Here is a 23,813-nt window from a genome sequence, read left to right on the forward strand (position 1 = left end):
CGCCCGGGCGCCCGCCGTCCCGGTGGACGTCCGGGCGCAGAACTAGACTGCTCGACCGTGGCCAAACTCTACTTCCGCTACGGTGCGATGAACTCCGGCAAGTCCACCGGGCTGCTCCAGGCCGCGTTCAACTACGAGGAGCGCGGCCAGCGGGTGCTGCTGGCCAAGCCCCGCGTCGACTCCAAGGGCGGGGACCAGATCGTCTCCCGGCTCGGGGTGACCCGCACGGCGGACGTCCTCGTCCCGCCCGGCGCGGACCTGCTGGAGCTGTACCACCGCCACGCCACCGCCGAGGACCCCTCGGCGCTCATCGCCCACGTGGACGCGCCGGTCCGCCCGGTGGCGTGCCTGCTCGTGGACGAGGCGCAGTTCCTCGAGCCCGCCCAGGTGGACGACCTGCTGCGGATCGCCGTGGTGGAGGACGTGCCGGTGATGGCCTACGGGATCCGCACCGACTTCCGCACCGCCTCCTTCCCCGGATCGGCCCGGCTGATGGAGCTCGCCCACTCGCTCGAGGAGCTCAAGACCATCTGCCGCTGCGGGCGCAAGGCCATCTTCAACACCCGCAAGGTCGTGGACGTGACCGGCGAGGAGGCCGTGGAGCGGTTCGTCTTCGAGGGGGACCAGGTGGCGATCGACGGCGTCGAGGTCACCTACGAGTCCCTGTGCGGCGTGTGCTACCTGGCGGAGTCCGGCGGGCGGCTGGGGTGAGTGCTGCTCCTGCGCGACGGGACTATAGGGTGGCGCCCGCCGTCGCGCAATGGGGAGATGAACCCTCGTCAGGGCTCAGTGCGGGATCCTCCCGGCTCGTAGCATGGTGATGGCGAAAAGGGGGTAGCCATGGTCGATTTCACGATCGACGTCGATCCGTTCAACGGTGTGGTCAACGGCGTGGACGGTAGCCTGGCGGATGTCGACACCGGCAGGGGTTCCGTGATTGATACCGCGGACGAACTCTCGGGGGTGGCACGGCACGCAAACCTGCTGTCCGCGGTCCAGGCCCTCAAGGACGAGACCTTCGCGGTCCTGGCCACGGACTCGAAGGCGTACATCACCGAGGCCATCACCGCGGCCCGGGAAGCGCGGGACGCATACCTGGAGTTCAACGCCACCGTCGAGGCCGACACTCCTGACGGGGCAGGGGGATAGGCCGTGGTCACCATCGACACCTCCGCCCTGACCCAGTGGGAGTCCTCGAACCGCCTGGACGAACTCGGGATGGACCTCCTCTCGCACACCGGGGCATTCCGCACCACGGTCGACGGGCTCAATGGCGACTGGAAGAGGATCGATCCCTTCTACCATGGGGCGGGGAACGACGAGCTCGTCAACGGACTGATGCCTGCCGTGCGGAGGGCGAACCAGCTGGCGAATGCCGGCGTCTCCGCGGACTCCGCCCTGCTGACCCTTGCAGAACGCCTCCGATCACTCGAATCCGACCGGTCCACCCTTGGATCCGACGTGGCCGCGTTCCACGCAGCCCACGGGTGGACGGCCCTGGACGACCTAGACTCAACGGCCCGGGCGGAGTACTACCGGCTCAATGGCACGGCGGGGTCCTTGCAGGGCCGCTATGAGACGGCCATTCGCACGTGCGTCGATGCCCTGGGCCGAATCCGCCCCGACCGGCTCTCCGGCGATTCCCCGGACGCCAGGAGCGTCGGCGCCTCCGCGATGACGGGCGTGGAGACGGTGATGTTCGGGGCGTTGCCGGGTGTCATCGCGGACACGGGTACGGTGCGTTCGCTGCGCCAGGGCGCCCATGCTCCCTCCCCCCACGTCGGGCGTCACGTCACGGTCTTCGGTCGGCACATCCGGTTCCTCGATCCGGTGATGGACGTGGTGGGAAACCCCGGGGGCGCGTGGTCGGCCCTCATGACTCCAGCCACCGCACCAGGACGTCACCGTAGTGGGTCGCGGGCCTTCGGGCCCCCACGCCACCTCAGCGAGGCAATCCACCGGCACACGCTGCCTTCCGCCGGCACGCCCGGGATGACCCTGGCCCAGCGCGCCCGGCACGTCGGGGGTCGGTTCGGGCAGGCGTTCCTGGATGGACTGCCCATCGTGGGCGAGGCCCGGGGCGGTCGCACGTCCGCGGCCTTCACGCAGCACCGAGGGTACGAGGTGAGCACGAGCCGCACGACCGGGGTGCTCAAGACCGGGGGTCGCGCCCTCGGCACCATCGGCACCGTGTTTACCGCGACCCTTACGTACCGGGAAGAGCGGGAGGTCGAGACGGCGCAGGTGGCGGCCGAGAATCCGGAGCTGGATCGACAGCAGGTCGAGCAACGGGCTACCGAGAATGCCGTCGCGGGCACTGCCGGACGCGTCGGGTCCACCATCCTCGCCTCGGCGGCCGTCGGCGCCGCAGCAGGTTCCGTGGTTCCCGGGCCCGGGAACGTCGTGGGCTTCGTGGCCGGCCTGGCCGCCGGTATCGCCATGGAGGTGCCGGTGGCGGACGTAGACGGTGACGGACAGCGGGATTCGCTGTCGAAGATGGCTGGCGAGGGCCTGAAGGACGCCTGGGACTGGGTCCGTGGACGCTGAGGCGAACAGCGATGACCCGGCCCTCGTCCCGATGGTCATCGGCCCTTTCCTGATCGACGTTCCGGGTGAATGGGAGATCGTGGACCTTCCGGACGAACGCGTCACGGTGATTAGGGAGCCGAGGGCTCCGGACGACCCCCTGCTGGCCATCCCGGGTTTCGTCACACCGAATGTCGCTCTCCGCTTCTTCGAGGCCCCGTCTGCCGAGGGCGGGGCCGCGAAGGCCGCTGCCCGGGAGGCCGCGGCGACGTATGACCAGGTTCCTGGATCGGTACTGCTGGCGATCAGCCCCTTCATGACGCGGGAGGGATTGCCGGGACGGGCCCACGTGATGGCCGGGATCCACGAGGGCATCCCGTTCCAGTCCGCGCGTTGGTTCGCCGGGGACGGTGCCTTCGTCATCGAAATCACCCTGATCGGGCCGGCCACGCCCCTGGGCGGACTGGTGGAGTTGGGGCAGCGAATGGCCGACAGCATCAGGCCGACAGCGGAAGGCAGGGGCGACATCACCCCCCTGATCCCGGAGGACCTGCAGGACCGGGCCATGATGGACGGCCTGGGCGTACCCGCCCGGGCCGAGACGGCCCGGGCTCCCGGCCTCGAACGCGTTGATCCCATTCTTGCCGCCCGCCCCCTGCTCCGTCCCGTCCCGGAGACCGTCCCCCTGTGCCCGGAGGCCTGGTCCTCCCTGCTCGAGCTGGCCCACGGCGGCATCAGGGGGCGTCTGATGGGGGCGACTCGGTCGACGCCGCACCCCGAACTGGTCCAGGCCGGACTCGCGACGGAGCGCCGACTGACGGACGCGGGGCGCGCATGGGCCACCCTGGGCGGGTTTCCGGTCGCCCTGACCCTTCACGGGGCCCGGGCCGACGGTGAACGGTACGGTGAGATCCGACTGGACGGAATGGACTGCCTCGTCACCCTCGACCAGCCGTTCCCCACGGATCGCGCTCTCACGCCCACCGGTTCCGGATCTCGACTGGTGGGAGCCCTTCTCACCCTGGCGTTGCCCACCGTGCTCCTGGACTGGTCCGGGGCGAGAGCGGACTGGTTCACGGACCTTCGGGCCACCGGACCGGCACGCCACTTCGTGCCTGGCCGGGCCTCCGTCGAGGACGCCTCCTCCTGGTCCGTGGAATCCGGCGACGTCATCGCGGCGGAGGTCCTTGCCGGCCAGGGCACTCGGTGGACCGCTGCCTTGGCCACCGGAGAACCCCGGGTGTCCTGGTACCAACCGGACGGGCGGGGGCCACTGATGGTCGCGCCATCGACCGATGGCACGGTGAGGCTGGAGTCGACGACCGGTCTGGCCCTGTACGAGACGCTGTCACGGTTGATCCGGGACGTGGCCCGCTACCCAGCGGATACCGTAGTGCCATGACGGAATCTCCCCGGACGAACAACCTCTCTCGCCCGGCCCCGGGCCCCTTGCCGGCCACGGCGAGGGTCGGCGTGGTGCGTTGGTATCTTGTCGGCATCGCCTGCTTGGTCATCACCCTCTGGCTGGCGCTCGCCGTGTTCGGGATCCCGGCCTCGTTCTTCAGCGATCCCTCCCCGATGCTCGGCTTCCTGCGGGTCGTCGCGGTGCCGGGCGTGCTGCTGGCCGGGTACGCCGCCTGGTACTACCTCAACGGGGCGCTCCGGCCGCAGCACGTGACGGTCGACGAACGCGGCGTCACCACGCCGGCATGGACCCTGGCCTGGGAGGAGATCCTCAATGCGGAGGTGGCGCCTGCGCCCTGGGTCGAACCGCACAAGCAGCAGTTGGCGTTCCACGTGACGGACGAGGCCTTCGCCAGGGTCCGTTCCGCGAATCGGGGGCATTCAGGGCGGCCGTTCGGGATGGGCGGATTGGTCGCTAATCGTCCGATCGTTAGGACGCAGTACGGGACCTGGCCCATGGCGAGCGAGCTCCTCCCCGTCGTCGAGGCCCAGCTGGAGGCAACGCCGTACCCGGGCAGGCGGCCACGATGGCCCCAGTAGGACCCGCTGGCGTCACGGCCCGCCGGCCAGGCCTTCCGCTGGCGCCGCCTTGCCGAACAATCCGTCGAGGATGACCCGTAGCCCCCACTCGAACGCATCGTCACCGAGGGGGTTCGTGGCAGCCGCGGGATCGACGGTGGCCAGCCGGGCGGCCTCCTGCGTGGCCGCGATGGAGCCGAGGACGTGGTTCATCACCAGGTGCTGGGCCCAGGCGGCGTTCTCGATCCCGGCCGCCTCCAGGAGGCTCCGGAGCCGATTCAGGGGCGTGAGGGCCTCCGACTGGAGGGACTGCGCCACCCGGACGACCTCCGCGCTGTCCGGCACGCTGACGAGCGCTGTCCGGATGCCCCGTGCCAGATGTGCGATGACCTCGCGTGCCCCGGCGCCCTCGAGCGTGGGGGTGTCTGCCTCGACGCCGCGCAACAGCCGCGCCGCCACGCCCACCAGCAGTTCCTGCTTGTTCTTCACGTGCCAGTAGAGCGCGCCGACCTGGACGTCGAGCTCCCGGGCGAGCCGGCGCATGGACAGGTCCGCCAGGCCGAAGCGGGTGAGGATGCCCAGGGCCGTGTCCTCCACCTGCTCCCGGGTCAGCGTCATGCGCTCCAGTGTAGGGTCCGCCGCCATCCCGGCTTCACCGGGCGTTCACCCCGCCCGCGGAGGCGGACGGAGTCGCGCCGGCGTGCCGTCCCGTCATCTTCTTGAACACCGTTCAGGACTGTGCTGTACTCGGCAGCGCATTGACTTGAACGCCGTTCAAGGCCGGATCCCCGGCCCGCGGCCCTCCGGAAGGCATCCATGGCACAGACCGCTCCCGAGACCACCCTGCCCGCGCCGGCCGAGGCCGTCACGGCGGACCAGCCGCCCGCCGTCGCGCCCGCCGCCCCGGCCGCCGTCGCCCCCTCCGCGCCCGCGGCCTCGAGCCCGGCACCCGCCGCGGCGGACCCCTTCGCGGTGGCCGCCGCCGTCGCCGCCGGCCACCGGCTGAACGCCGCGGAGGGCCTGGCGATCCTGTCCACCCCGGACGAGGACACCCTGCGGCTGGTCACCGAGGCGGGCCGCCTGCGGCGCCGGCACTTCGGCAACACGGTCAAGGTGAACTACCTCGTGAACCTGAAGTCCGGGCTGTGCCCCGAGGACTGCACGTACTGCTCGCAGCGCCTGGGCTCGACGGCCGAGATCCTGAAGTACACGTGGCTCAAGCCGGACGAGGCCGTGGAGCAGGCGAAGATGGGCATCGGCGGCGGCGCCTCCCGCGTGTGCCTGGTCGCCAGCGGGCGCGGCCCGACGGACCGGGACGTGGATCGCGTGGCCACCATGACCGAGGGGCTCAAGGCCGAGCACCCCGAGGTGGAGGTGTGCGCGTGCCTGGGCCTGCTCAAGGACGGCCAGGCGGACCGGCTCCGGGAGGCCGGCGTGGACGCCTACAACCACAACCTCAACACGGCGGAGTCCAAGTACGCGGAGATCTCCACCACCCACACCTACGCGGACCGGGTGGAGACCGTGGAACGGGCCAAGGGCGCCGGGCTGTCCCCGTGCTCCGGGCTGATCGTCGGCATGGGGGAGTCGGACGCGCAGGTCGTCGAGGCGGTGCTGGCCCTGCGCGAGCTGGACAGCGACTCGATCCCGGTCAACTTCCTCATGCCCTTCGAGGGCACCCCGCTGGCCGGCACGTGGGAGCTGACCCCGCTGCGCTGCCTGCGCATCCTCGCCCTGGTCCGCCTCGCCTGCCCGGACACCGAGCTGCGCCTGGCCGGCGGCCGCGAGATGCACCTGCGCGGGCTGCAGGCCACCGCCCTGGAGGTCGCGAACTCGCTGTTCCTCGGGGACTACCTCACGAGCGAGGGGCAGACCGCCGAGCAGGACCTCGCGATGATCGCCGACGCCGGCTTCCGCGTCCTGGGCGCTGGGGAGACCCCGGGCCCCGAGGCCGCTGCCGGGCAGGCGGCCCCCTGGGCGGCAGTGCCCGCCGAGGATGCCGTCGCGCAGGCCACGACGCCGGCCGGCGGGTCCTGCGGCGCAGCAGCGGTGCCCGGTGGACCGGCGGCGACGCCGTGCGGCTCCCACGCGGCCGAGGGGGCGGGATGCGGATGCTGTTCGGCCGAGACGGTCTCCGACACCGTCGCCGACACCCCGGCCGGGGTTCCCGCGGGCGTGGAGCCCCGGATCCGCCGTCGCGGGGCGGGCACCGCCGAGGCCCCGAACGCATGACCAGTCCCACCCTCGATCAGCCCCGGACCGCGCCCGCCCCACCGGGCCGACGCTCGCTGCTGGCCCGGGACGCCGGGCTGCTCTGGCACCCTTACGCGCCCGTGGACGCCGGTGCGCTGTACGCGGTCCGGGACGCGCGCGGCGCCCGGCTCGGCCTCGAGGACGCCGCGGGCGCCCGGCACGAGGTGGTGGACGGCATGGCCTCGTGGTGGTCCGCGATCCACGGCTACCGCAACCCGGTGCTGGACGCCGCGGCCCGCGAGCAGCTGGACTCCTTCAGCCACGTGATGTTCGGCGGGCTCACGCACGAGCCGGCGGTCGGGCTGGCCGAGCGGCTCGTCGCGATGGCCCCGGCTGGGCTCGAGCACGTGTTCCTCGCGGACTCGGGCTCCATCAGCGTGGAGGTCGCCCTCAAGCTCGCCCTGCAGGTGCAGGCGGCCCGCGGGGAGACGCGCCGGACGCGCTTCCTCGCGCTGCGCGGCGGCTACCACGGGGACACCTTCGCCACCATGGGCGTGTGCGATCCGGTGGACGGCATGCACGCGGAGTTCTCCGGGCTCGTACCCGCCCAGGTGTTCCTGCCCCGCCCGCCCGCCGCGCGGCTCGGCGCGGACGAGGCCTGGGAGTACGACGACGGCGCGCTCGCCGCGTGGGAGGCGGCGGCCCGCGAGACGGCGGCCGCCCACGCCCCCGAGCTCGCGGCGATCGTCTGCGAGCCGGTGCTCCAGGGCGCCGGGGGGATGCACGCCTACCCGCCGGCCGTCGTCCGGGTGCTGCGCGAGCTGGCCGACGAGCACGGGCTGCTGCTGGTCCTCGACGAGATCGCCACCGGCTTCGGCCGCACCGGGCGGCTGTTCGCCTCGGAGTGGACGGCCGGGCCGGACGGCCGCGGGGCGATCGTGCCGGACATCCTCTGCGTGGGCAAGGCCCTGACCGGGGGCTACCTGACCCTGGCCGCGATGCTGTGCACCACCGCCGTCGCCGCCGACCTCGGCGCGGGCCCGAACGGCGGCGCCCTGCTGCACGGCCCCACGTTCATGGGCAACCCGCTGGCCTGCGCGGTCGCCACCGCCTCCCTCGACCTGCTCACGGGCTCCCGGCAGCCCTGGGGGGAGCAGGTGGAGACGCTGCAGTCCCGGTTGCGCACCGGGCTGGCCCCCGCCGCCGGCCTGGACTGCGTGCGGGACGTCCGGGTCCTCGGCGGGGTCGGCGTCGTCCAGCTGGACGGTCCCGTGGACGTGCCCGCGGTGACCCGCGAGGTCGTGGCCCGCGGTGCGTGGGTGCGCCCCTTCCGGGACCTCGTCTACGTCATGCCGCCGTACGTGACGCCGGCGGAGGACGTGGCGCGGCTGTGCGCGGCGATCGTCGAGGGCGTGGACCGTGTCCACGGCTGAGGCGGAGCGGGCGGAGGTCCCGGCCGCGGCCCCGCCGGCCGACCCCTGGCGCGACTGGATCGGCTCGCGCGCCCGCGTCCGCCGGGCGCGCGACGGCGAGCGGCGCGACCGTTCCCTGCCGGCCGGCGCCGAGGACCTGGCCTCCAACGACTACCTCGGCCTGTCCCGGGACGCCTCCGTGGTGCGGGCCGCCGCGCTGGCCGCCCGCGCGCACGGCACGGGGGCCGGGGCGAGCCGCGTGGTGACCGGCACCCACCCGCTGCTGCACGGGCTGGAGGCCGACCTCGCCCGGTACGCCGGGCGGCGCCAGGCGCTCGTGTTCTCCAGCGGCTACACCGCGAACCAGGGGCTGCTCGGGGCGCTCGGCGGCCCCGGCGCGCTGCTCGTCCTCGACGCCCACGCGCACGCCAGCCTCCACGACGGCGCCCGGCTCTCGCGCGCCGAGGTGCGCGTGGCCGCCCACGGCGATCTGGCGGAGGTCGAGTCCCTGCTGCGCGCCCACCGGGACGCGCACGGGCCGCGGGCCCGGGCCGCCGTCGTGGTGGAGTCCGTCTACTCCGTGCTGGGCGACGCCGCGGACCTGGCCGCGGCCGCCGCGGTGTGCGCGGCGCACGACGCGCTGCTGGTGGTGGACGAGGCCCACACCCTCGCCGCCGTGCCCGGCGGCTCGGCGGTGCGCGCGGCCGGGCTGCACGACGCCGGCCACGTCCTGGTCACCGCGACGCTCTCCAAGGCGCTGGGCGCCCAGGGCGGGGCGGTGCTGCTGGGCGGGCCGTCCGCCGGCGCCTGGCGGGAGCACCTGCTCAACACCGCCCGCACCTTCCTCTTCGACACCGCCCTGGCCCCGCCGGCCGCCGGCGCGGCGCGGCGCGCGCTCGCCCTGGCCGACGAGCGGCGTATCGGCCGGCTCGCGGCGAACGCCGAGCTCGCCCACCGCCTCCTGGCGGCGCACCCCGCGACGGCGGACCGCGTGGAGCGCGGGGCGGGGGCCGTGCACTCGGTGCGGATGCGCACCCCCGCCGGGGCGGTGCGCGCGGCGGAGGCCCTGCGGGAGTGCGGCATCGCGGTGGGCTGCTTCCGTCCGCCGAGCGTTCCGGACGGCATCGCCCGACTGCGCATCACCGTCCACGCCGACCACGGCCGGCGCCGGCTCGCCCGCGCGCTCGAGGCCGTGGCGCAGACCATCGACCGGGAGGACCCATGAGCTGCCCCTTCGCCCCGACGACGGCCGCCCCCGCGGCCTCGGCAGTCGTCCCCCAGCGCGTCCCCGTCCCGGCGGGCGCGCCGATCGCCGCCCCGCTGCCGCAGGCCTATCCGGAACAGGTCCTGGACCGGCACCGCTGCGTGGAGGACCCTGCCGTGGTCCGGGAGATCCTGCGCCGGGCCGAGGACTTCGTGCCGGACAACGCCCTGACCACGGTGGTCCCCCTGGCCCCGGCCACCCTGCGCCGCCTGGCCGCCGCCCGGTTCAGCCTGCCCGCCGTGCTGGCCAGCGCCTCGGGGGCGGCCCACCGGACGGTGCGCCGTACCGTCGCCCGGTACTTCAGCCCCGCCCGGGTGGCCGCGCAGGCCGGTCCGGTGGCCGGGCTGGTCCGGGACGCCTGCGCCGGGCTGCGGGACCGCCTGGGCGCGGGCGGGGAGGCCGACCTCGCGGTGGAGGTGGCCGGCGTCGTGCCCCCGGCGATCCTCGAGGCGCTGACCGGCGTGCCCAATCCGCCGCACGCGGACCTCAAGCGCTGGAGCCGGGACTCGCTCGAGCTGTTCTGGGGCTGGCCGGACGCCGCGCGCCAGCTCGAGCTCGCCGAGAGCGCCGTGGCCTTCCACGCCTGGCTCGGCGGGGCCGTGGACGACTGCCTCGCGGCCGGTCCCGTGCCGGGGCTGCCGGAGGGGCGGAACCTGTTCGCTGCCCTGGCCGCGGCCGGCGTGGACCGGGACCGGATCCGCTCGCTCGGGTACTTCCTCGTCATCGCCGGCCAGGAGACCACCGCGATGCTGGCCCAGACCGTGCTGACGACCGCCCTGGTCGACGGGCACTGGGCGGCGTGCGCCGATCCCGACGGCGGGGCCGCGGCGGCGCGCGACGTGGTGGGGTCCGTGCTCGCCCAGGCCTCGTCCGTGCCGACGTGGCGCCGGGTCGTGGCCGTGGACACCGCGATCGGCGGCGAGGCCTTCGCCGCGGGGGAGCACCTCGTGCTGCGGCTGTCCGGCGGTGGGCTCGGGTCGGGCGCGGACACCTCGCTGGCCTTCGGGTTCGGACTGCACCGGTGCCTCGGCGCAGGCCTGGCCGAGATGGAGGCCGCCGTGATCCTGCACGAGTGCGCGCGGGCGCTGCCGGGGCTGGCCGGCGTGGACCGGCCGGATTGGGGGCACCTGCTGTCCTTCCAGGCGCCGCGCACGGTGCGCGTGCGCGCGGTGGCCGGGGCGGGGGTGGCGGCGTGAGCGCGGCCGTGCTGTGCGTGACGGGCACGGACACGGACGTCGGCAAGACGATCGCGACGGCGTGCCTCGCCGCCGCGGCGCTGGCCGCCGGCGAGCGCGTGGCCGTCTACAAGCCCGCCCAGACGGGGGTGGGCCCGGACGAGCCCGGGGACGTGGACACGGTGGCGGCGCTGCTGGGCCGCCCCGGGCGGCTGACCGTGGCCGAGGGCGTGCGGGTGGGTCCGGCGATGGCGCCCGTCGACGCGGCACTCGAGGCCGGGGGAGAGGCCGCCGCGGCCGCGCTGCCGGACCTGCGCCGGCACCTGGACCGCATCGCGGACCTCGCCGCGGCCCACGACACCGTGCTCGTGGAGGGGGCCGGGGGACTGCTCGTGCAGCTGACGCCGGCGGGGGACACGATCGCGGACGTGGCCCTGGCGTGTGAGGCGCCGCTGGCCGTCGTCGCCCGCCCGGACCTCGGGACCCTGAACCACACCGGCCTGACGCTCGAGGCCGCCGGCCGGAGGGGCGTGCGGCCGGGGCCGCTGGTCGTGGGCAGCTGGCCCGCGGAGCCGAGCGCGGTGCACCGCGCCAACCTCGTCCGGCTGCAGGAGCTGGCCGCGGAGCACGGGTACGCCTTCGGCGGGACCCTGCCCGCGGGGCTCGGCGCCGCGGAGGCGGCGGAGGTGTTCCGGGTCGCCGGCGGGCTCGTCGCGTCCGGTCGGGGCCGGTAGTCCGGGGACCCTGGCCCCCCGACGCGCGACGGTCCGGCACCCCTCGAGGGGTGCCGGACCGTCGTCGGGGGGTCCTGGAGCGCCGGGGTCCTGGAGCTCGTCAGGACGGTGCGGCTCAGGCGGGGTCCGCGGGGGCCGTCACCTCGGGCTGCGGATCCGCGAGGGTCTTCGGGACCGTGTCCTCGAACTGCGGGAGGCGGTTCAGGTAGTCCACCACCGAGTCGGTGGACTCCACGTCGCCGAACTTGTTGTCGATGTCGTAGAGGTTCCACTGCACGACGCCCGGGACGCGGTCGCCGATGGTCTCCCGGGGGATGATCGGACGGAAGCCCTTGGCGATCGCGTCCTCCACGGTGTGGCGCACGCAGCCGGCCGCGGTCGCGCCGGTCACGATCAGGGTGTCGATGCGGTTGGAGGTCAGGAAGAGCTCGAGGTTCGTGCCCGGGAACGCGGAGGCGCGGTTCTTCTCGATCACGACCTCGCCCTCGGCGGGGGCGATGCGGTCGTCGATCTGCGCCCAGTACGAGTCCGCCGGCAGGGTCTCCACGGGGATCTTCGAGTACCACAGGCCCATGTCGTTCGTCCCCGAGCTCGCGTCCCGGTTGCGGTAGACGTTCGTGGTGTAGAAGACCGGGACGCCCTTGGCGCGCGCGGCCTCGTTGATCCGCTGCACGTTCGGGATGATCTCCTCCATGCCGGGGCAGCTGAAGGGGTGGCCCGGGCGGGTCCAGGCGTTCGCCAGGTCGATGTGGATGACGGCGGGGCGGTTGCCGTAGCCGATCCGCCGCTTGAAGCCGCGGTCGTTGTAGATGCTCGTGCCGGCCTCGAAGGCCTCCTCCAGCACTGCTGCGAGACGGGCCTCGATGTCGTTGGACGTGATCGTCATGGTTCTCTTCACTCCTTGGGATGCTGAGTTGCTGACTAAGCAACTGGGTTGCTGTGATAGGTAACCTAACCCACCGATCGACCCGGCGCTAGGGGTGCGGGGAAATTCTTTTCCCGCGTTCCGGTTGCTGCGGGAAACGCTCGTGAAACAGCGCCGTCACGCAGTCGGGATAGCGTGCCACCATCCATTGCGTGTTGCATCCATCAGAACTACATTGCTCAGTCAACAACAGCTGGTGATCCAGGTCACTCGTCGCGCACGGCGCGCGGCCCACCCCGCCTCCACGGACAAGGACTCCTCATGAGAGCACCGAACGCACCTACCCACTCCACCGGCCCCGCTCGCGGGCTCTCGGACACCCTCGAGAAGGTCCGTCCCGAGCACCTGCGCAAGGTGGTGAGCGCGTCCTTCGCCGGCACTGTCGTCGAGTGGTTCGACTTCGCCATCTATGGCTACATGGCCACGCACATCGCCGCGACCTTCTTCACCTCCACCGATCCGGTGATCGGCCTGCTGGAGGCCTTCGCGGTCTTCGCGGTGGCCTTCGCGCTACGCCCCCTCGGCGGGATCGTCTTCGGCCGGCTGGGTGACAGGCTGGGCCGCAAGAGGATCCTCGTCCTGACGGTCCTGCTGATGTCGGCGTCCACGGCGGCCATCGGCCTCATCCCCGGCCAGGAGGCGATCGGCGTCTGGGCCGCCGTCCTGCTCGCGGTGGCCCGGTGCGTCCAGGGCCTCTCCGCCGGCGGCGAGTACGCCGGTGCCACCATCTACGTGGTCGAGCACAGCCCGGACCGCCGGCGGAACCGCCATTCCAGCGCCATGTCCGCGGCCACCTTCGTCTCGTTCGCCCTCGCCGCGGGGCTGGGCGCGCTGCTCAGCACCGTCCTCCCGCCCGCGGCGATGGGCGAGTGGGGCTGGAGGGTCCTGTTCCTGCTGTCCATCCCGATGGGCCTGATCGCCTTCTACATCCGCTCCAAGCTCCACGAGTCCCCCGAGTTCCAGGCCATGGTGGAGGAATCCGCCCACCGTCCGGCCCCGACCCTCGGCCAGGTCGTGCGCACCCAGTGGCCGCAGATGCTCAAGCTGGGCGGATTCGTCATGCTGACCGCCCTGTCCTTCTACATCTTCTCCACCTACATGGCCACGTTCCTCATCCAGGTGGTCGGCCTGCCCCAGCACTTGGCGCTGCTCTCCAGCCTCGTCTCCCTCCTCTTCGCCACGGCCCTGTCCCCGGTGATGGGCCGCGTCTCGGACCGGATCGGACGCCGTCGCACCATGCAGCTGGCCGCGTCGCTGCTCGTCGTCCTGACGATCCCGGCGTACATGCTGGCGGAGACGGGCACCCTCGGCGGCGCCGTGGCCGGCCAGCTGCTCATCGCCACCGGAGCCGTCACGGCCAACGTGGTGACCTCCGTGCTCATCTCGGAGATGTTCTCCACGGACGTGCGGTACACGGCCTCGGGGATGAGCTACAACATCACCTACGCCGTCTTCGGCGGCACCGCCCCCTACATCGCCACGTGGCTCGTGGCATCGACCGGCAACTCCCTGGCCCCGGCCGTCTACGTCTCGATCGTCGCCGCGGTGTCCCTCGTGGTGGTCTCGGCCTTCATCAGGGAGACCGCCGGGCGTCCGCTGCGCCGCTTCCACGACGACCCGGTGGCAGCGGACGCCTGACGGCCCGCCTGCCGACCACGCCGTGGCCGCCCCCTCGTCGTCGCGGACCGCTCAGCGGCTGCCCAGGCGTGCGGAGACCTGCCCGGCCGCGCGCAGGACGGCGTCCCGCAGGACGTCCTGGCTGGCCCGGAACTGCACCCGGGACCGCGGCGCGCTGGCCGTGATGCAGCCCACGGCCCGTCCGCGGTAGTCCCGGACGGGCGCGGAGACGCCGTACTCCTCGAAGGTGGTCTCGCCGTCGTTGACGGCGTAGCCCTGGTCCCGGACGGTCCGCAGGTGCTCATGGGCTGGGTCGTCGAGCCCCCGGTAGCTGTCCCGTTGGATGATGCCCCCCGAGAGCAGGCGGCCGACCTCCTCGGGCGGCAGCTCGGCCAGGAACACGCGGACGGACGAGCTGGCGTACTTGTTGTAGCGCGTGCCGATCGAGGCGCTGTGCTTCACCTGGTGCGGGCTGGCCGTCTGCTCCACCACGATCGCGTTGGTGCCGTTCCAGACGGAGATCGCCGCAGTCTCGTCGGTGGCCTCGGTCAGCTCCTCCAGGTGGGGCACCGCCGCCCGGCGCACGTCCAGCTCGGCCAGCAGTGGGCCCGCCAGGCCGATCATCCCCAGGCCCAGGCGGTAGCGCCCGGAGTCCTCGTCGCGCTGCACGTAGCCGGACTCCGTCAGGCCGGCGAGCATCCGGGAGACGGTGCTCTTGTGCAGTCCGACGAGCTCGGAGATCTCCGTGACCCCCAGCAGTGGACGCGAGGTCACGGAGAAGGCCTCCAGCACCGCCAGCCCGTTCAGCAGTGACGCTGCCGCACCCTGCGGCTTGTCCCCCTGGGACTGGGTTCCCGGCATGATCTTCCTCCCCGGGCGAGTGCACCGTGCCTCCGCCGCCTGTCCGTGAACATGCTAGGCGATGCCCTCGCGCCCCCCACCGGCCCCCCGGTGTCGCGGGCCGCGTCCCTCCGCGGGGGCTCGCGCAACATCCCGGAAACGCCGACTTAACCTCCCAGGCCTTGCGATGTCGTTGCGCGGGAGGAAATTCTGTTGGTGTAACCACAACACATCGGCCGAAGATAGGGCTCCAGCGCCTGACATGGGAAGGGACGGGCGGAGAAACGAGCCATTGCGCGTTGCTCTAGATGGAACTACATTGCTAGCCAAGCAACCCGTGATCCAGGTCACAGCCTGCTTCGGGGTCGGCCCGGGCCGTCCGGCCCGCTTCCCGCCCCGGATGGAGTTCCACTCCACCTCTCGAAACCATCCTCCCATCCCCACCAAGTCCCGAGCCCCTCTCGAAAGGACCCATCATGAAGCGCATCGGAGTAGACGTCGGCGGCACCTTCACCGACCTGTACTTCTCCGACGACGAGCAGCGCCTCGCCGTCGTGGAGAAGGTCCCCTCCACCCCGCACGATCCCTCCGAGGCGGTCGTCAGCGGGATCGCGAGGCTCTGCGAGAAGGCCGGGGTGGCCCTGTCGGAGATCGACCAGCTCGTCCACGGGACCACGGTCGCCACCAACACCGCGCTGACGCACACCGGTGCGGAGGTCGGCATGATCACCACCGAGGGCTTCCGGGACATCCTCCACATCGCCCGGCACAAGAAGCCCCACAACTTCTCCCTGCAGCAGGACCTGCCCTGGCAGACCAAGCCGCTCGTCAAGCGCCGCCACCGCCTGACCGTGAACGAGCGCATCACCGCCCCGCACGGCGACGTCCTGCGCCCCCTGGACGAGGACGAGGTCCGCGAGCGCGTGCGGGAGCTGAAGGCGGCCGGCGTCGAGGCCATCGCCGTCTGCCTGCTCCACTCCTACCTGAACCCGGTCCACGAGCAGCGGATCGGCGAGATCGTCCGCGAGGAGTTCCCCGAGGCGTTCCTCTCGCTGTCCAGCGACATCGTCCCCCTGTACCGGGAGTACGAGCGGTTCTCCACCACCGCGCTGAACGCCTACGTCGGCCCCCGCGTCTCGGCGTACCTGCACCGGCTCCACGACGAGGTGACGGCCCTCGGCTACCAGCGGGAGATCCTGCTCATGCAGTCCTCCGGTGGCATGGTGCCCATTCGCGAGGCGGCCCGCCGTCCCGTCACGCTGATGATGTCCGGCCCGGTCGGCGGACTGATCGGCGGGGTGTGGGCCGGCAAGCAGTCCGGCTTCGAGAACGTGGTGACCCTGGACATCGGCGGCACGTCCGCGGACATCGGCGTCGCCTACCAGGGCGACCTGCGCATGCGCCACCTGCTGGACACCAAGATCGGGGACCACCAGGCCATGGTGCCCATGGTGGACATCGACACCATCGGCGCCGGCGGCGGGTCCATCGCGTACGTGGACGCCGGCGGGGTCTTCCGCGTCGGCCCCCAGTCCGCCGGCGCCGTCCCCGGCCCGGTCTGCTACGGCCGCGGCGGGACCGAGCCGACGTCGACCGACGCCCAGGTGCTGCTCGGCCGCATGCGCCCGGACCGGGTCCTCGCCGGCTCCGGACTGGACATGGACCTCGAGGGAGCGCGCGCGGCCATGCAGGGCCTCGCGGACCAGCTGGGCATGTCCGTGGAGGAGGCGGCGCTGGGCGCCCTGCAGATCCAGAAGTTCGGCATGACCCAGGCGATCGAGCAGAACTCGGTGCGGCGGGGCTACGACCCCCGCGACTTCACCCTCGTCGCCGCCGGCGGCGCGGGGGCGCTCTTCGCCTGCGAGATCGCGGCCGAGCTCGAGGTCCCGCACGTGCTGATCCCCGCCCACCCCGGCATCATCGCGGCCACCGGCCTGCTGGCCACCGACGAGAAGTACGAGTTCGTGGCCACCAGCCGCTTCCGGTTCGCCGACGCCGACCCGGCCGTCATCCAGGCCTCCTTCGAGCAGCTCGAGCGCGAGGCGAACGCCCAGCTCGACGCCGAGGGCGTGCCGGCCGGGCGGCGCCGGCTGGACTGGCTGGCCGACGCCCGCTATGAGGGACAGGGCTACGAGATCCGCTTCGACGTGCCGGAGGGCCCGGTGACCACGGCCTGGCTGGACCAGGCCGAGGCCGCCTTCCACGACGCCCACTTCGAGGAGTACGGCCACCGCTTCAAGGACGGCGCCGTGGAGGTCATCAACATCCGCGTCGAGGCCCGCGCCGTGATGGACGAGCTCCCGACGCCGGAGGCCACCCAGTCCGGCAGCCTCGAGTCGGCCCTCGTCGAGACCCGGCCGGTGACCTTCGACGTGGACGGCAAGCCGACCACCGTGGACACCGGCTTCTACGACCGGGAGAGGATGGGCGTGGGCACCACCTTCGTGGGACCGGCGGTGATCGAGCAGTACGACTCCACCGTCGTGGTGCCGCCGGCCTTCAGCGGCCGGGTGGACGAGGCCGGCAACCTGGTCATCGCCTGCCCGGTGGCCACGGAGACCGCCGAGAAGCTCGCCACGCCGATCCTCATGCGCGTGATCGGCGGCGCCCTGAACTCCGCGGCCAAGGAGATGGCCTCGGTCCTGTTCCGGATGGCGTACTCCTCGATCATCCGCGAGTCCGAGGACCTCGGGGCCGGCCTGTTCGACAAGGACGGCAACGTCCTGGCAGAGTCCGACTCCACGCCGATGTTCATGGGGTCCATGCCGAAGATCGTCAAGGGGGTCATCTCGGTCCTCGGGGACGACATCCACGAGGGCGACGTCATCCTGCACAACGACCCCTACCTCGGGGCCACCCACTCCCCGGACGTGGCGATCATCGAGCCGATCTTCCACGACGGTGAGCTCGTCGGGTTCGCCGGGGCCTCGGGCCAGCTCATCGACAACGGCGGGGCCTTCTCCGGTCTCATGGTGGACATCCAGGACGTCCAGTCCGAGGGCACCATCTTCCGGGCCGTGAAGGTCTACGAGAAGGGCGTCCGGCAGGAGTCCCTGATCCGGCACATCCTCCACAACACCCGGACGCCCACCTCGAACGAGGGCGACTTCCAGGCGATGATCGCCGCCTGCGAGCTCGCCAAGTCGCGGTACCTGGCCCTCGTGGAGCGCTACGGCCGGGACGCGGTCCGCGACGCCGGACAGAGCTGGATCGACTACTCGGAGCGGATGCTGCGGCAGGAGATCGCGAAGATCCCGGACGGCGTCTACGAGACCGAGGTGGGCTACCTGGACGACGACGGCCGCAACTACGGCAAGAAGCTGCCGATCGCCGTGAAGGTGATCGTGGAGGGCGACGAGATCACCTACGACCTCACCGGCTCCTCCGAGCAGGTCCCGACCGCGTACAACTGCGCGTTCGAGGGCACCACCGTCTCGGCGTTCACGTTCATCACGCGCATGATGTTCCTGGACGAGGTCGCCTTCCCGGTCTTCGTGCCGCAGAACGAGGGCATGCTCAAGCCGCTGAAGGTGATCGCCCCCGAGGGCACGATCTTCAACCCGAAGTACCCGGCCGCCACGTTCTCCCGGTTCTCCCAGGTCCAGCGGGCCGTGGACCTGGCCCTGCGGGCCCTGGCCCCGGTCATCCCGGACCGGGTCACCGCGGGCAACTCCGCCCACATCCACTTCATGTCCTACTCCGGGTGGGACGAGGCGCAGGGCGAGTACTGGGTCTACCTCGAGGTCAACGAGGGCTCCTACGGGGCCCGGGCCACGAGCGACGGGCCGGACTCCGTGGACAACCTCATCGCCAACACGCGCAACAACCCGATCGAGGAGCTGGAGTGGCGGTTCCCGATGCGCACCGACCGGTACGAGCTGCGCTCCGAGCCGGCCGCGGCCGGGGAGTACCGCGGCGGCATCGGCATCGTGCGCGAGAACACCTTCCTCACGGACACGGTGGTCACGTGCGAGGGCGAGCGCCACGACTCGGACGCGCCGTGGGGCGCCTACGGCGGGCACGACGGGCTCAACGCCTCCCTGGTGAAGAACCCCGGCCGCGAGGGCGAGGAGTCCTGGCCGTCCAAGGTGACCGGCCGCCAGATCCAGGCCGGTGACTCCCTCCAGATCACCGTCCCCAGCGGCGGCGGCTTCGGCGATCCGCTGAAGCGCGATCCGTTGCGCGTGCTCGAGGACGTCCTGGACGGCTTCACCACCGCCGAGGCCGCCACGCGCGACTACGGCGTCGTCCTCAAGGAGGTGGACGGCCGGCTCACGGTCGACCTGACGGCCACCGCCCAGCAGCGCGAGCGGCGGGGCGCGGAGCTCAGCACCGTCTCCTGACCCGGGGCAGCACCACGCGAGGGGTGGCCGGGGCCGGTCACGCACCGGCCCCGGCCACCCCTTCCCCCGTTCCGGCTCCCGCACCGCCCTCCCCAGCGGTACTCATCGGCACCCCGCCCCGGCCGTTCGCGCCCTCGGGCACCCCCTCCCACCCACGCAAGGAACCGCCATGTCCATCACCCAAACCCGGCAGGTCGAGTCCACCGACATCACCCCCCAGGACGTCCGCCTGGCCACCTGGATCTGTTTCTTCGCCTGGACCTTCGCGGTCTACGACTTCGTCCTCTTCGGCAACCTGTTGCCCCAGTTGGCCTCCGACCTCGGGTGGTCCGCCGCCCAGTCCACCGAGGTGAACACGTGGGTCACGGCGGGCACCGCGCTGGTGGCCTTCGCGATCGGCCCCGTGGTCGACCGGATCGGCCGCCGCAAGGGCATCCTCGTCGCGGTCATCGGGGCGGCGGTCGCCTCCCTGCTGACCGCCATGGTCGGCTGGGTCGCCGGCATCACCGTCGGACTGGGGATCGTCTTCCTCGTCCTCGTCCGCTCCCTCGCCGGCCTGGGCTACGCCGAACAGGCCATCAACGCGGCCTACCTCAACGAGATGTTCGCCCACAGCCACGCGGACCCGGCCAGGGCCCGGCGCCGCGGACTGGTGTACTCGCTCGTCCAGTCGGGCTGGCCGATCGGCTCCGTGCTCGCCGCCGGCTCGGTCTACCTGCTGTTCCCGGTCGGCGGGTGGCAACTGTGCTTCATCGTCGCCGCGGTCCCGGCCGTGTTCATCGTCATCGCCGGCCGCTGGCTGCGGGAGAGCCCCCAGTTCGCCCGCCGTCGGGAGATCGACCACCTGCTCGCCGAGGGCAAGGAGGTCGAGGCCCAGCGCCTCGGCGTGCAGCACGGGATCGACGTCACCGCCCAGGCCAGCCCCCTCGTCTCCGTGTTCCGCGGGGAATCGCTGCGGTCCACCCTCACGATCGGCGGCGCCTTCCTGCTGAACTGGCTCGGCGTGCTGGCCTTCTCCATCCTCGGCACCTCACTGCTGTCCGCGCCGGACGGCAAGGACATCGCCTTCGACAACGCGCTGCTGATCCTGATCATCTCCAACGCCACCGCCTTCGCCGGGTACCTGTTCCACGGCTGGCTCGGCGACCGGATCGGGCGGCGCAACGCGATCGGGATCGGCTGGATCCTGTGCGCGGTCTCCTTCTTCACCATGCTCCAGGTGCCCAACGGGGACTTCCCGCTGATCGTGGCCCTGTACAGCGCCGGACTGTTCTTCCTGATCGGCCCGTTCTCCGCCCTGCTGTTCTTCACCGGCGAGAGCTTCCCGGTCCACACCCGCGCCACGGGCAGCTCGATCATCAACGCCGCCGGCCAGGTCGGGGCCATCATCGGCGGCCTGCTGCTCACCGCCACCCTGACCGCCGGGGCGGGCTGGGTCAACGCGGCGATGTGGTGGGGCGTCGTCCCCATCCTGGCCTCGGGGCTGCTGATCTTCGCCGCCCGGAACGTCGATCCCCGGACCGTCCGCACCGACTGATCGGCACGGATCCAGGCCCGAGACCGGCCTCCGCCCGGCGGCACCTCCATCGAGCCCGGGAGGTGCCGCCGGGCGGAGGTCATCCACCTCCTGGGGATCGGAGACCGCAGCAGGGCCACCGCGCCCAGGACCTTCCGCAGACTTGTAAAGCGGCCTTTACGTCAAGCGGTCTTGTCTGTAAAGTGTGTTTGACACTGCAGGTCATGGACGAGGGGAAGGACCTCCACGATGGACACCAACAGGGGCATGAAGAGCGCATGGGGGCGGGCGCGGTTCGGCGGCGGCTCGACAACACTGCTGGCGGCCTCACTGACTGCCGGAGCCCTCGTGTCAGCCGGCCTGGGCGGACTCTTCCTGGTTCTGGGCAACACGCAGGATCCGGTGCTGGCCTTCTCCGTGGTCGCCGTCGTCACCCTGCCGGTCACGGCAGTGCTCGCCTGGGCGGTGCTGGTGGATCGCTCAACGCTGGCCGGGGCTCTCGAGAAGCCGGAGGACTCGATCGAGTCGGCCTGGTACGACAGGGCGGCCGGCGGGGCGTTCGGAGACGTCCTCATCGTCGGGGGCCTCGGTGCCGGTGCGCTCGCGTTCACGGGAACCGAGGCACCCTTGGCCTGGGCGTTGTCCGCACTGGTCCTCTTTGCCATGCTGGACCTCGCCGTGCGCTACCTGTGGCTGAAGAGGGCGGCGCGGTAGTGGAGAACACGCTTCCGCAGCACCGGCAGGGCCTTGGCTGGTCCCAGCAGCGACTGGCTGACGAGCTCGGCGTCTCCCGGCAGACCATCATCTCGATCGAGAAGGGGCGGTACGACCCCTCCTTGCCCGTGGCGTTCCGGCTCGCACAGGCCTTCCACTGCACCATCGAGGAGCTCTTCACCCCTCCGAACGCCCAGGATCCATGAGTCCGAGGGCTCGACGGGGGGCGGTGCGGGACGAGGCGTTGCGTGCCGGGCCCGGAGGGACGGGCCCCGCCGTCCCCGGCGGGACTGACCCGCGCCGACTGGCAGACTGACAGGGGCACGCGCAGCACGAGGGTCCGGCCCGGGATCCGCCACGCGATCGCTGCCCGCAGCGCCGAAGGAGTCCGCCACGAACCGCTCGCCAGTCCTGCGCCCCGCCCTGCCCTGGGTCATCGCGGGCATCGTCGTCCTCGCCCTGAACCTGCGCGCCCCGATCATCGCGCCGACCGCGGTGCTCGGGCCGATCCGGGACGACACCTCGCTCAACGCCATCGGCGCCGGCCTGCTGACCGGCCTGCCCGTGCTGCTGTTCGCCCTGGCCACCCCGCTGGCCACCCGGTGGATCCGGCGCTTCGGCCCCGAGGCGGTCGTCCTGCTGTGCCTGTCCGGCGTGCTCGCGGGCACCGTCATCCGGTCCACCGGACCGGCCTGGGTGGTGCTGGCCGGGACGGCGGTCATCGGCATCGCGATCACCCTGGGCAACATCGTCGTACCGGTGATCATCCGGCGGGACGTGCCCTGGCGCCAGGTGTCCCTGGCCACCGGCGCGTACTCGGCGGCCATGAACGTCGGCTCCATGCTCACGCTGGTGGTCACCGCGCCACTGGCCGACGCCATGGGCTGGCGCTGGGCCATCGCGGCCTGGGCGGTCCTCACCGCCGGCGGACTGGCCTACTGGCTGTGGTGGTCCCGGCGCCTGCGCGCCCGCGCCACCGCCCCGGTCCCCGGTCTTCCCGACGCCGCGACGGGCACCTCCTCGGCCGGTGCCGTGGACGCCCCGGCGCCGGCCCCGGGCGCCGGCCGATCCCGCTTCCGGATGATCGTCGTCCTGCTCACCGTGGCCTTCTGCGGGCAGTCCGGGGCCTACTACGCCACCACCACCTGGCTGCCGACCCTGCTGGGCGATGCCATGGGACTGGCGGCGGGAGCCTCGGGCGCCACGGCCTCGCTGTTCCAGGTGGCGGCGATCGTGGGAGCGTTCGGCGTGCCGGTGATCACGCTCCGGGCCCGCAGGCACTGGGTTCCGGTGGCCGTGATGGGAGCGCTCTGGATCGCCCTGCCCCTAGGCTTGCTGCTGGCCCCGGAGACCTACGTGCTGTGGTCCATCATCGGCGGCATCGCCCAGGGCGGAGGATTCACCGCCATCTTCTCCATCATCGCCCGGGTGGCCGTCACCGACGCCCAGGCCGCCTCCGGTTCGGCGTGGGTGCAGACCGGTGGCTACCTGGTCGCCACGGTCACCCCGCCCCTGGCCGGCTGGCTGAACGCGACCTCCGGTGGCTGGACGGCTCCCCTGGTGCTGGTGCTGGTCCTGACCGTCCTGTTCTGTACCGGCGGTCTCCTGGCTGCGCGTCTTGCACAGCGACCCTCCTGAACCCGGCGGGCGCGGTGGCCTCGACGAGGGCGGGCCCTCAAGGGTGCCCCGCATGACGCCCCGTCACCGGGGCGGACCACCGGGCGGGGCCTCCGGGACGCTGGCCGAGGGGCTGCGACGTCGGTCTACGTCAACCCGGGGAAGGTCCGGTGGGGGTTCCCCTATCGGGTAGCCCGGCGCGTCCTGAAGGGCAGCATGTCTCGACGGTCCCTGGTCTTCGTACAACTCACTTTGGATGCTGAAGGACCCTCAGCGAGTACCCACACTCTTCGATGTCGGTCACGCGGGAGTCATGGTGTCCGGGTGCATGCTCTGGGCATCGAATGCCGGATCGGGCAGGCCTGGTCGCGGTGGCCCATCAAAGTCATCCGGGTCAGCGAATCAGCAGGTTGTCGTGGACCTGCGTCCACCCATCGTCGGTCAGGCCGGTAACGTCGGCCCCGTCGCGAACGGCCGTGGCCTGCTGGCCCTCGAAACTCACCGTCCCCATCTCGGATTGCCCGTTCCCCGGGCCGAAGCAACCCGTCACACCGGCTTCCACGGCCACGATGCACACACCCCCGGCCATGCCCGGATCGGCTGGGGCGGCCAAGAAGTATGAGATCCCCTCATGATCGGCGAGGAATCGTGCACTGTCCGGTTTAAGGTCTTGCAGGGCAGAGTCCTCGAGCCGTCCATCTCCGGCCGAGAGCTGATCCTGAGCTGTCGCCGGTTCTTCCAGCACGGCGAAGCCGGCACCACTTTGGCTGCAGCCGGTCACCAGCAGGAGCGTGAGCATCGCGGTTGCGGTTGGATACCTACGCTGCACTGGCACTCCTGCACGTCGAAGAAGGCGTTTCCATCCACCCTAGTCAGATTAGGGGCGAGGCAGATCACAGGGCTCTAACGATGGCACTGGAGCGGCGCCCAGGTTCGGGGCCGCGGTGCTGGCCA

Annotated in this window: 20 protein-coding genes; 16 read left to right on the forward strand and 4 right to left on the reverse strand. The window is 72.2% G+C overall.

What is annotated here, in order from left to right; all coding sequences use genetic code 11:
- Positions 1–57 precede the first annotated feature (57 nt).
- The 5 genes from E7744_RS00700 (at position 58) to E7744_RS00720 (ending at position 4,530) form a co-directional block, all read left to right on the forward strand.
- Complete coding sequence (locus E7744_RS00700) at positions 58–711, forward strand: thymidine kinase (RefSeq protein ID WP_137772455.1); 654 nt, start codon at positions 58–60, stop codon at positions 709–711.
- Positions 712–840: 129 nt separating this feature from the next.
- The gene (locus E7744_RS00705; protein ID WP_137772456.1) at positions 841–1,149 is read left to right on the forward strand and encodes a hypothetical protein; all 309 of its coding nucleotides are present in this window, start codon (positions 841–843) and stop codon (positions 1,147–1,149) included.
- Positions 1,150–1,152: 3 nt separating this feature from the next.
- Entirely contained in the window at positions 1,153–2,547 is a 1,395-nt protein-coding gene (locus tag E7744_RS00710; RefSeq protein WP_137772457.1) for a hypothetical protein, read from the forward strand.
- Positions 2,537–3,928 (forward strand): hypothetical protein, encoded by a 1,392-nt coding sequence (locus tag E7744_RS00715; RefSeq protein WP_137772458.1) that lies wholly within the window; start codon positions 2,537–2,539, stop codon positions 3,926–3,928. The genes E7744_RS00710 and E7744_RS00715 overlap by 11 nt, the downstream gene beginning before the upstream one ends.
- The gene (locus tag E7744_RS00720; RefSeq protein WP_137772459.1) at positions 3,925–4,530 is read left to right on the forward strand and encodes a hypothetical protein; all 606 of its coding nucleotides are present in this window, start codon (positions 3,925–3,927) and stop codon (positions 4,528–4,530) included. Before E7744_RS00715 ends, E7744_RS00720 begins: the two co-directional genes overlap by 4 nt.
- Before the next feature lie 12 nt (positions 4,531–4,542).
- Here E7744_RS00720 and E7744_RS00725 read toward each other — a convergent pair whose 3' ends face one another.
- On the reverse strand, positions 4,543–5,127 hold the full coding sequence (locus E7744_RS00725) for a TetR/AcrR family transcriptional regulator C-terminal domain-containing protein (RefSeq protein ID WP_168199706.1): 585 nt from the start codon (positions 5,125–5,127) through the stop codon (positions 4,543–4,545).
- Positions 5,128–5,325: 198 nt separating this feature from the next.
- On the opposite strand from E7744_RS00725, the gene bioB reads away from it, so the two are divergent.
- Genes bioB through bioD form a run of 5 tightly spaced genes read left to right on the forward strand, consistent with a single transcriptional unit; the run spans position 5,326 to position 11,287 of the window.
- Positions 5,326–6,741, forward strand: a complete 1,416-nt coding sequence (gene bioB, locus E7744_RS00735) for a biotin synthase BioB (protein ID WP_246858486.1) — start codon at positions 5,326–5,328, stop codon at positions 6,739–6,741.
- Positions 6,738–8,135 (forward strand): adenosylmethionine--8-amino-7-oxononanoate transaminase, encoded by a 1,398-nt coding sequence (bioA, locus tag E7744_RS00740; RefSeq protein WP_137772463.1) that lies wholly within the window; start codon positions 6,738–6,740, stop codon positions 8,133–8,135. The genes bioB and bioA overlap by 4 nt, the downstream gene beginning before the upstream one ends.
- Positions 8,122–9,339, forward strand: coding sequence for an aminotransferase class I/II-fold pyridoxal phosphate-dependent enzyme (locus E7744_RS00745; RefSeq protein WP_137772464.1), 1,218 nt, complete (start codon positions 8,122–8,124; stop codon positions 9,337–9,339). The genes bioA and E7744_RS00745 overlap by 14 nt, the downstream gene beginning before the upstream one ends.
- Positions 9,336–10,574: a cytochrome P450 gene (locus E7744_RS00750; protein ID WP_137772465.1), complete on the forward strand. Its 1,239-nt coding sequence runs from the start codon at positions 9,336–9,338 to the stop codon at positions 10,572–10,574. Before E7744_RS00745 ends, E7744_RS00750 begins: the two co-directional genes overlap by 4 nt.
- Positions 10,571–11,287: a dethiobiotin synthase gene (gene bioD, locus E7744_RS00755; RefSeq protein WP_137772466.1), complete on the forward strand. Its 717-nt coding sequence runs from the start codon at positions 10,571–10,573 to the stop codon at positions 11,285–11,287. Before E7744_RS00750 ends, bioD begins: the two co-directional genes overlap by 4 nt.
- Positions 11,288–11,402: 115 nt before the next feature.
- Here the strand turns inward: bioD and E7744_RS00760 are convergent, their stop codons facing one another.
- Positions 11,403–12,173 (reverse strand): N-carbamoylsarcosine amidohydrolase, encoded by a 771-nt coding sequence (locus E7744_RS00760; RefSeq protein WP_137772467.1) that lies wholly within the window; start codon positions 12,171–12,173, stop codon positions 11,403–11,405.
- A gap of 300 nt (positions 12,174–12,473) precedes the next feature.
- On the opposite strand from E7744_RS00760, the gene E7744_RS00765 reads away from it, so the two are divergent.
- Positions 12,474–13,850, forward strand: coding sequence for an MFS transporter (locus tag E7744_RS00765; protein ID WP_137772468.1), 1,377 nt, complete (start codon positions 12,474–12,476; stop codon positions 13,848–13,850).
- Between the two features lie 51 nt (positions 13,851–13,901).
- Here E7744_RS00765 and E7744_RS00770 read toward each other — a convergent pair whose 3' ends face one another.
- Positions 13,902–14,690, reverse strand: a complete 789-nt coding sequence (locus E7744_RS00770) for an IclR family transcriptional regulator (RefSeq protein ID WP_137772469.1) — start codon at positions 14,688–14,690, stop codon at positions 13,902–13,904.
- Between the two features lie 455 nt (positions 14,691–15,145).
- Between E7744_RS00770 and E7744_RS00775 the strand changes: the two genes are divergently transcribed.
- The 5 genes from E7744_RS00775 (at position 15,146) to E7744_RS00800 (ending at position 22,880) form a co-directional block, all read left to right on the forward strand.
- Entirely contained in the window at positions 15,146–19,012 is a 3,867-nt protein-coding gene (locus tag E7744_RS00775; protein ID WP_137772470.1) for a hydantoinase B/oxoprolinase family protein, read from the forward strand.
- 169 nt (positions 19,013–19,181) lie between these two features.
- On the forward strand, positions 19,182–20,549 hold the full coding sequence (locus E7744_RS00785; RefSeq protein WP_137772471.1) for an MFS transporter: 1,368 nt from the start codon (positions 19,182–19,184) through the stop codon (positions 20,547–20,549).
- A 228-nt stretch (positions 20,550–20,777) separates the two neighbouring features.
- Positions 20,778–21,242 carry a hypothetical protein gene (locus E7744_RS00790; protein ID WP_137772472.1) on the forward strand — a complete coding sequence of 155 codons (465 nt, stop codon included), beginning with the start codon at positions 20,778–20,780 and terminating at the stop codon, positions 21,240–21,242.
- Positions 21,242–21,448 (forward strand): helix-turn-helix transcriptional regulator, encoded by a 207-nt coding sequence (locus E7744_RS00795; RefSeq protein ID WP_137772473.1) that lies wholly within the window; start codon positions 21,242–21,244, stop codon positions 21,446–21,448. The genes E7744_RS00790 and E7744_RS00795 overlap by 1 nt, the downstream gene beginning before the upstream one ends.
- Positions 21,449–21,737: 289 nt before the next feature.
- Complete coding sequence (locus E7744_RS00800) at positions 21,738–22,880, forward strand: MFS transporter (protein ID WP_246858487.1); 1,143 nt, start codon at positions 21,738–21,740, stop codon at positions 22,878–22,880.
- A gap of 373 nt (positions 22,881–23,253) precedes the next feature.
- Here E7744_RS00800 and E7744_RS00805 read toward each other — a convergent pair whose 3' ends face one another.
- On the reverse strand, positions 23,254–23,658 hold the full coding sequence (locus E7744_RS00805; RefSeq protein ID WP_137772475.1) for a hypothetical protein: 405 nt from the start codon (positions 23,656–23,658) through the stop codon (positions 23,254–23,256).
- Positions 23,659–23,813 lie beyond the last annotated feature (155 nt).

The sequence above is a fragment of the Citricoccus sp. SGAir0253 genome, from assembly GCF_005877055.1.
Classification (GTDB): Bacteria; Actinomycetota; Actinomycetes; order Actinomycetales; family Micrococcaceae; genus Citricoccus.

Excerpts from the sequence above, each read along its gene's own strand:
- E7744_RS00705 (WP_137772456.1), top strand. The coding sequence starts at position 841 with ATGGTCGATTTCACGATCGACGTCGATCCGTTCAACGGTGTGGTCAAC.
- E7744_RS00720 (WP_137772459.1), top strand. The coding sequence starts at position 3,925 with ATGACGGAATCTCCCCGGACGAACAACCTCTCTCGCCCGGCCCCGGGC.
- E7744_RS00725 (WP_168199706.1), bottom strand. The coding sequence starts at position 5,127 with ATGACGCTGACCCGGGAGCAGGTGGAGGACACGGCCCTGGGCATCCTC.
- bioB (WP_246858486.1), top strand. The coding sequence starts at position 5,326 with ATGGCACAGACCGCTCCCGAGACCACCCTGCCCGCGCCGGCCGAGGCC.
- bioA (WP_137772463.1), top strand. The coding sequence starts at position 6,738 with ATGACCAGTCCCACCCTCGATCAGCCCCGGACCGCGCCCGCCCCACCG.
- E7744_RS00750 (WP_137772465.1), top strand. The coding sequence starts at position 9,336 with ATGAGCTGCCCCTTCGCCCCGACGACGGCCGCCCCCGCGGCCTCGGCA.
- E7744_RS00760 (WP_137772467.1), bottom strand. The coding sequence starts at position 12,173 with ATGACGATCACGTCCAACGACATCGAGGCCCGTCTCGCAGCAGTGCTG.
- E7744_RS00765 (WP_137772468.1), top strand. The coding sequence starts at position 12,474 with ATGAGAGCACCGAACGCACCTACCCACTCCACCGGCCCCGCTCGCGGG.
- E7744_RS00770 (WP_137772469.1), bottom strand. The coding sequence starts at position 14,690 with ATGCCGGGAACCCAGTCCCAGGGGGACAAGCCGCAGGGTGCGGCAGCG.
- E7744_RS00775 (WP_137772470.1), top strand. The coding sequence starts at position 15,146 with ATGAAGCGCATCGGAGTAGACGTCGGCGGCACCTTCACCGACCTGTAC.
- E7744_RS00785 (WP_137772471.1), top strand. The coding sequence starts at position 19,182 with ATGTCCATCACCCAAACCCGGCAGGTCGAGTCCACCGACATCACCCCC.
- E7744_RS00790 (WP_137772472.1), top strand. The coding sequence starts at position 20,778 with ATGGACACCAACAGGGGCATGAAGAGCGCATGGGGGCGGGCGCGGTTC.
- E7744_RS00805 (WP_137772475.1), bottom strand. The coding sequence starts at position 23,658 with ATGCTCACGCTCCTGCTGGTGACCGGCTGCAGCCAAAGTGGTGCCGGC.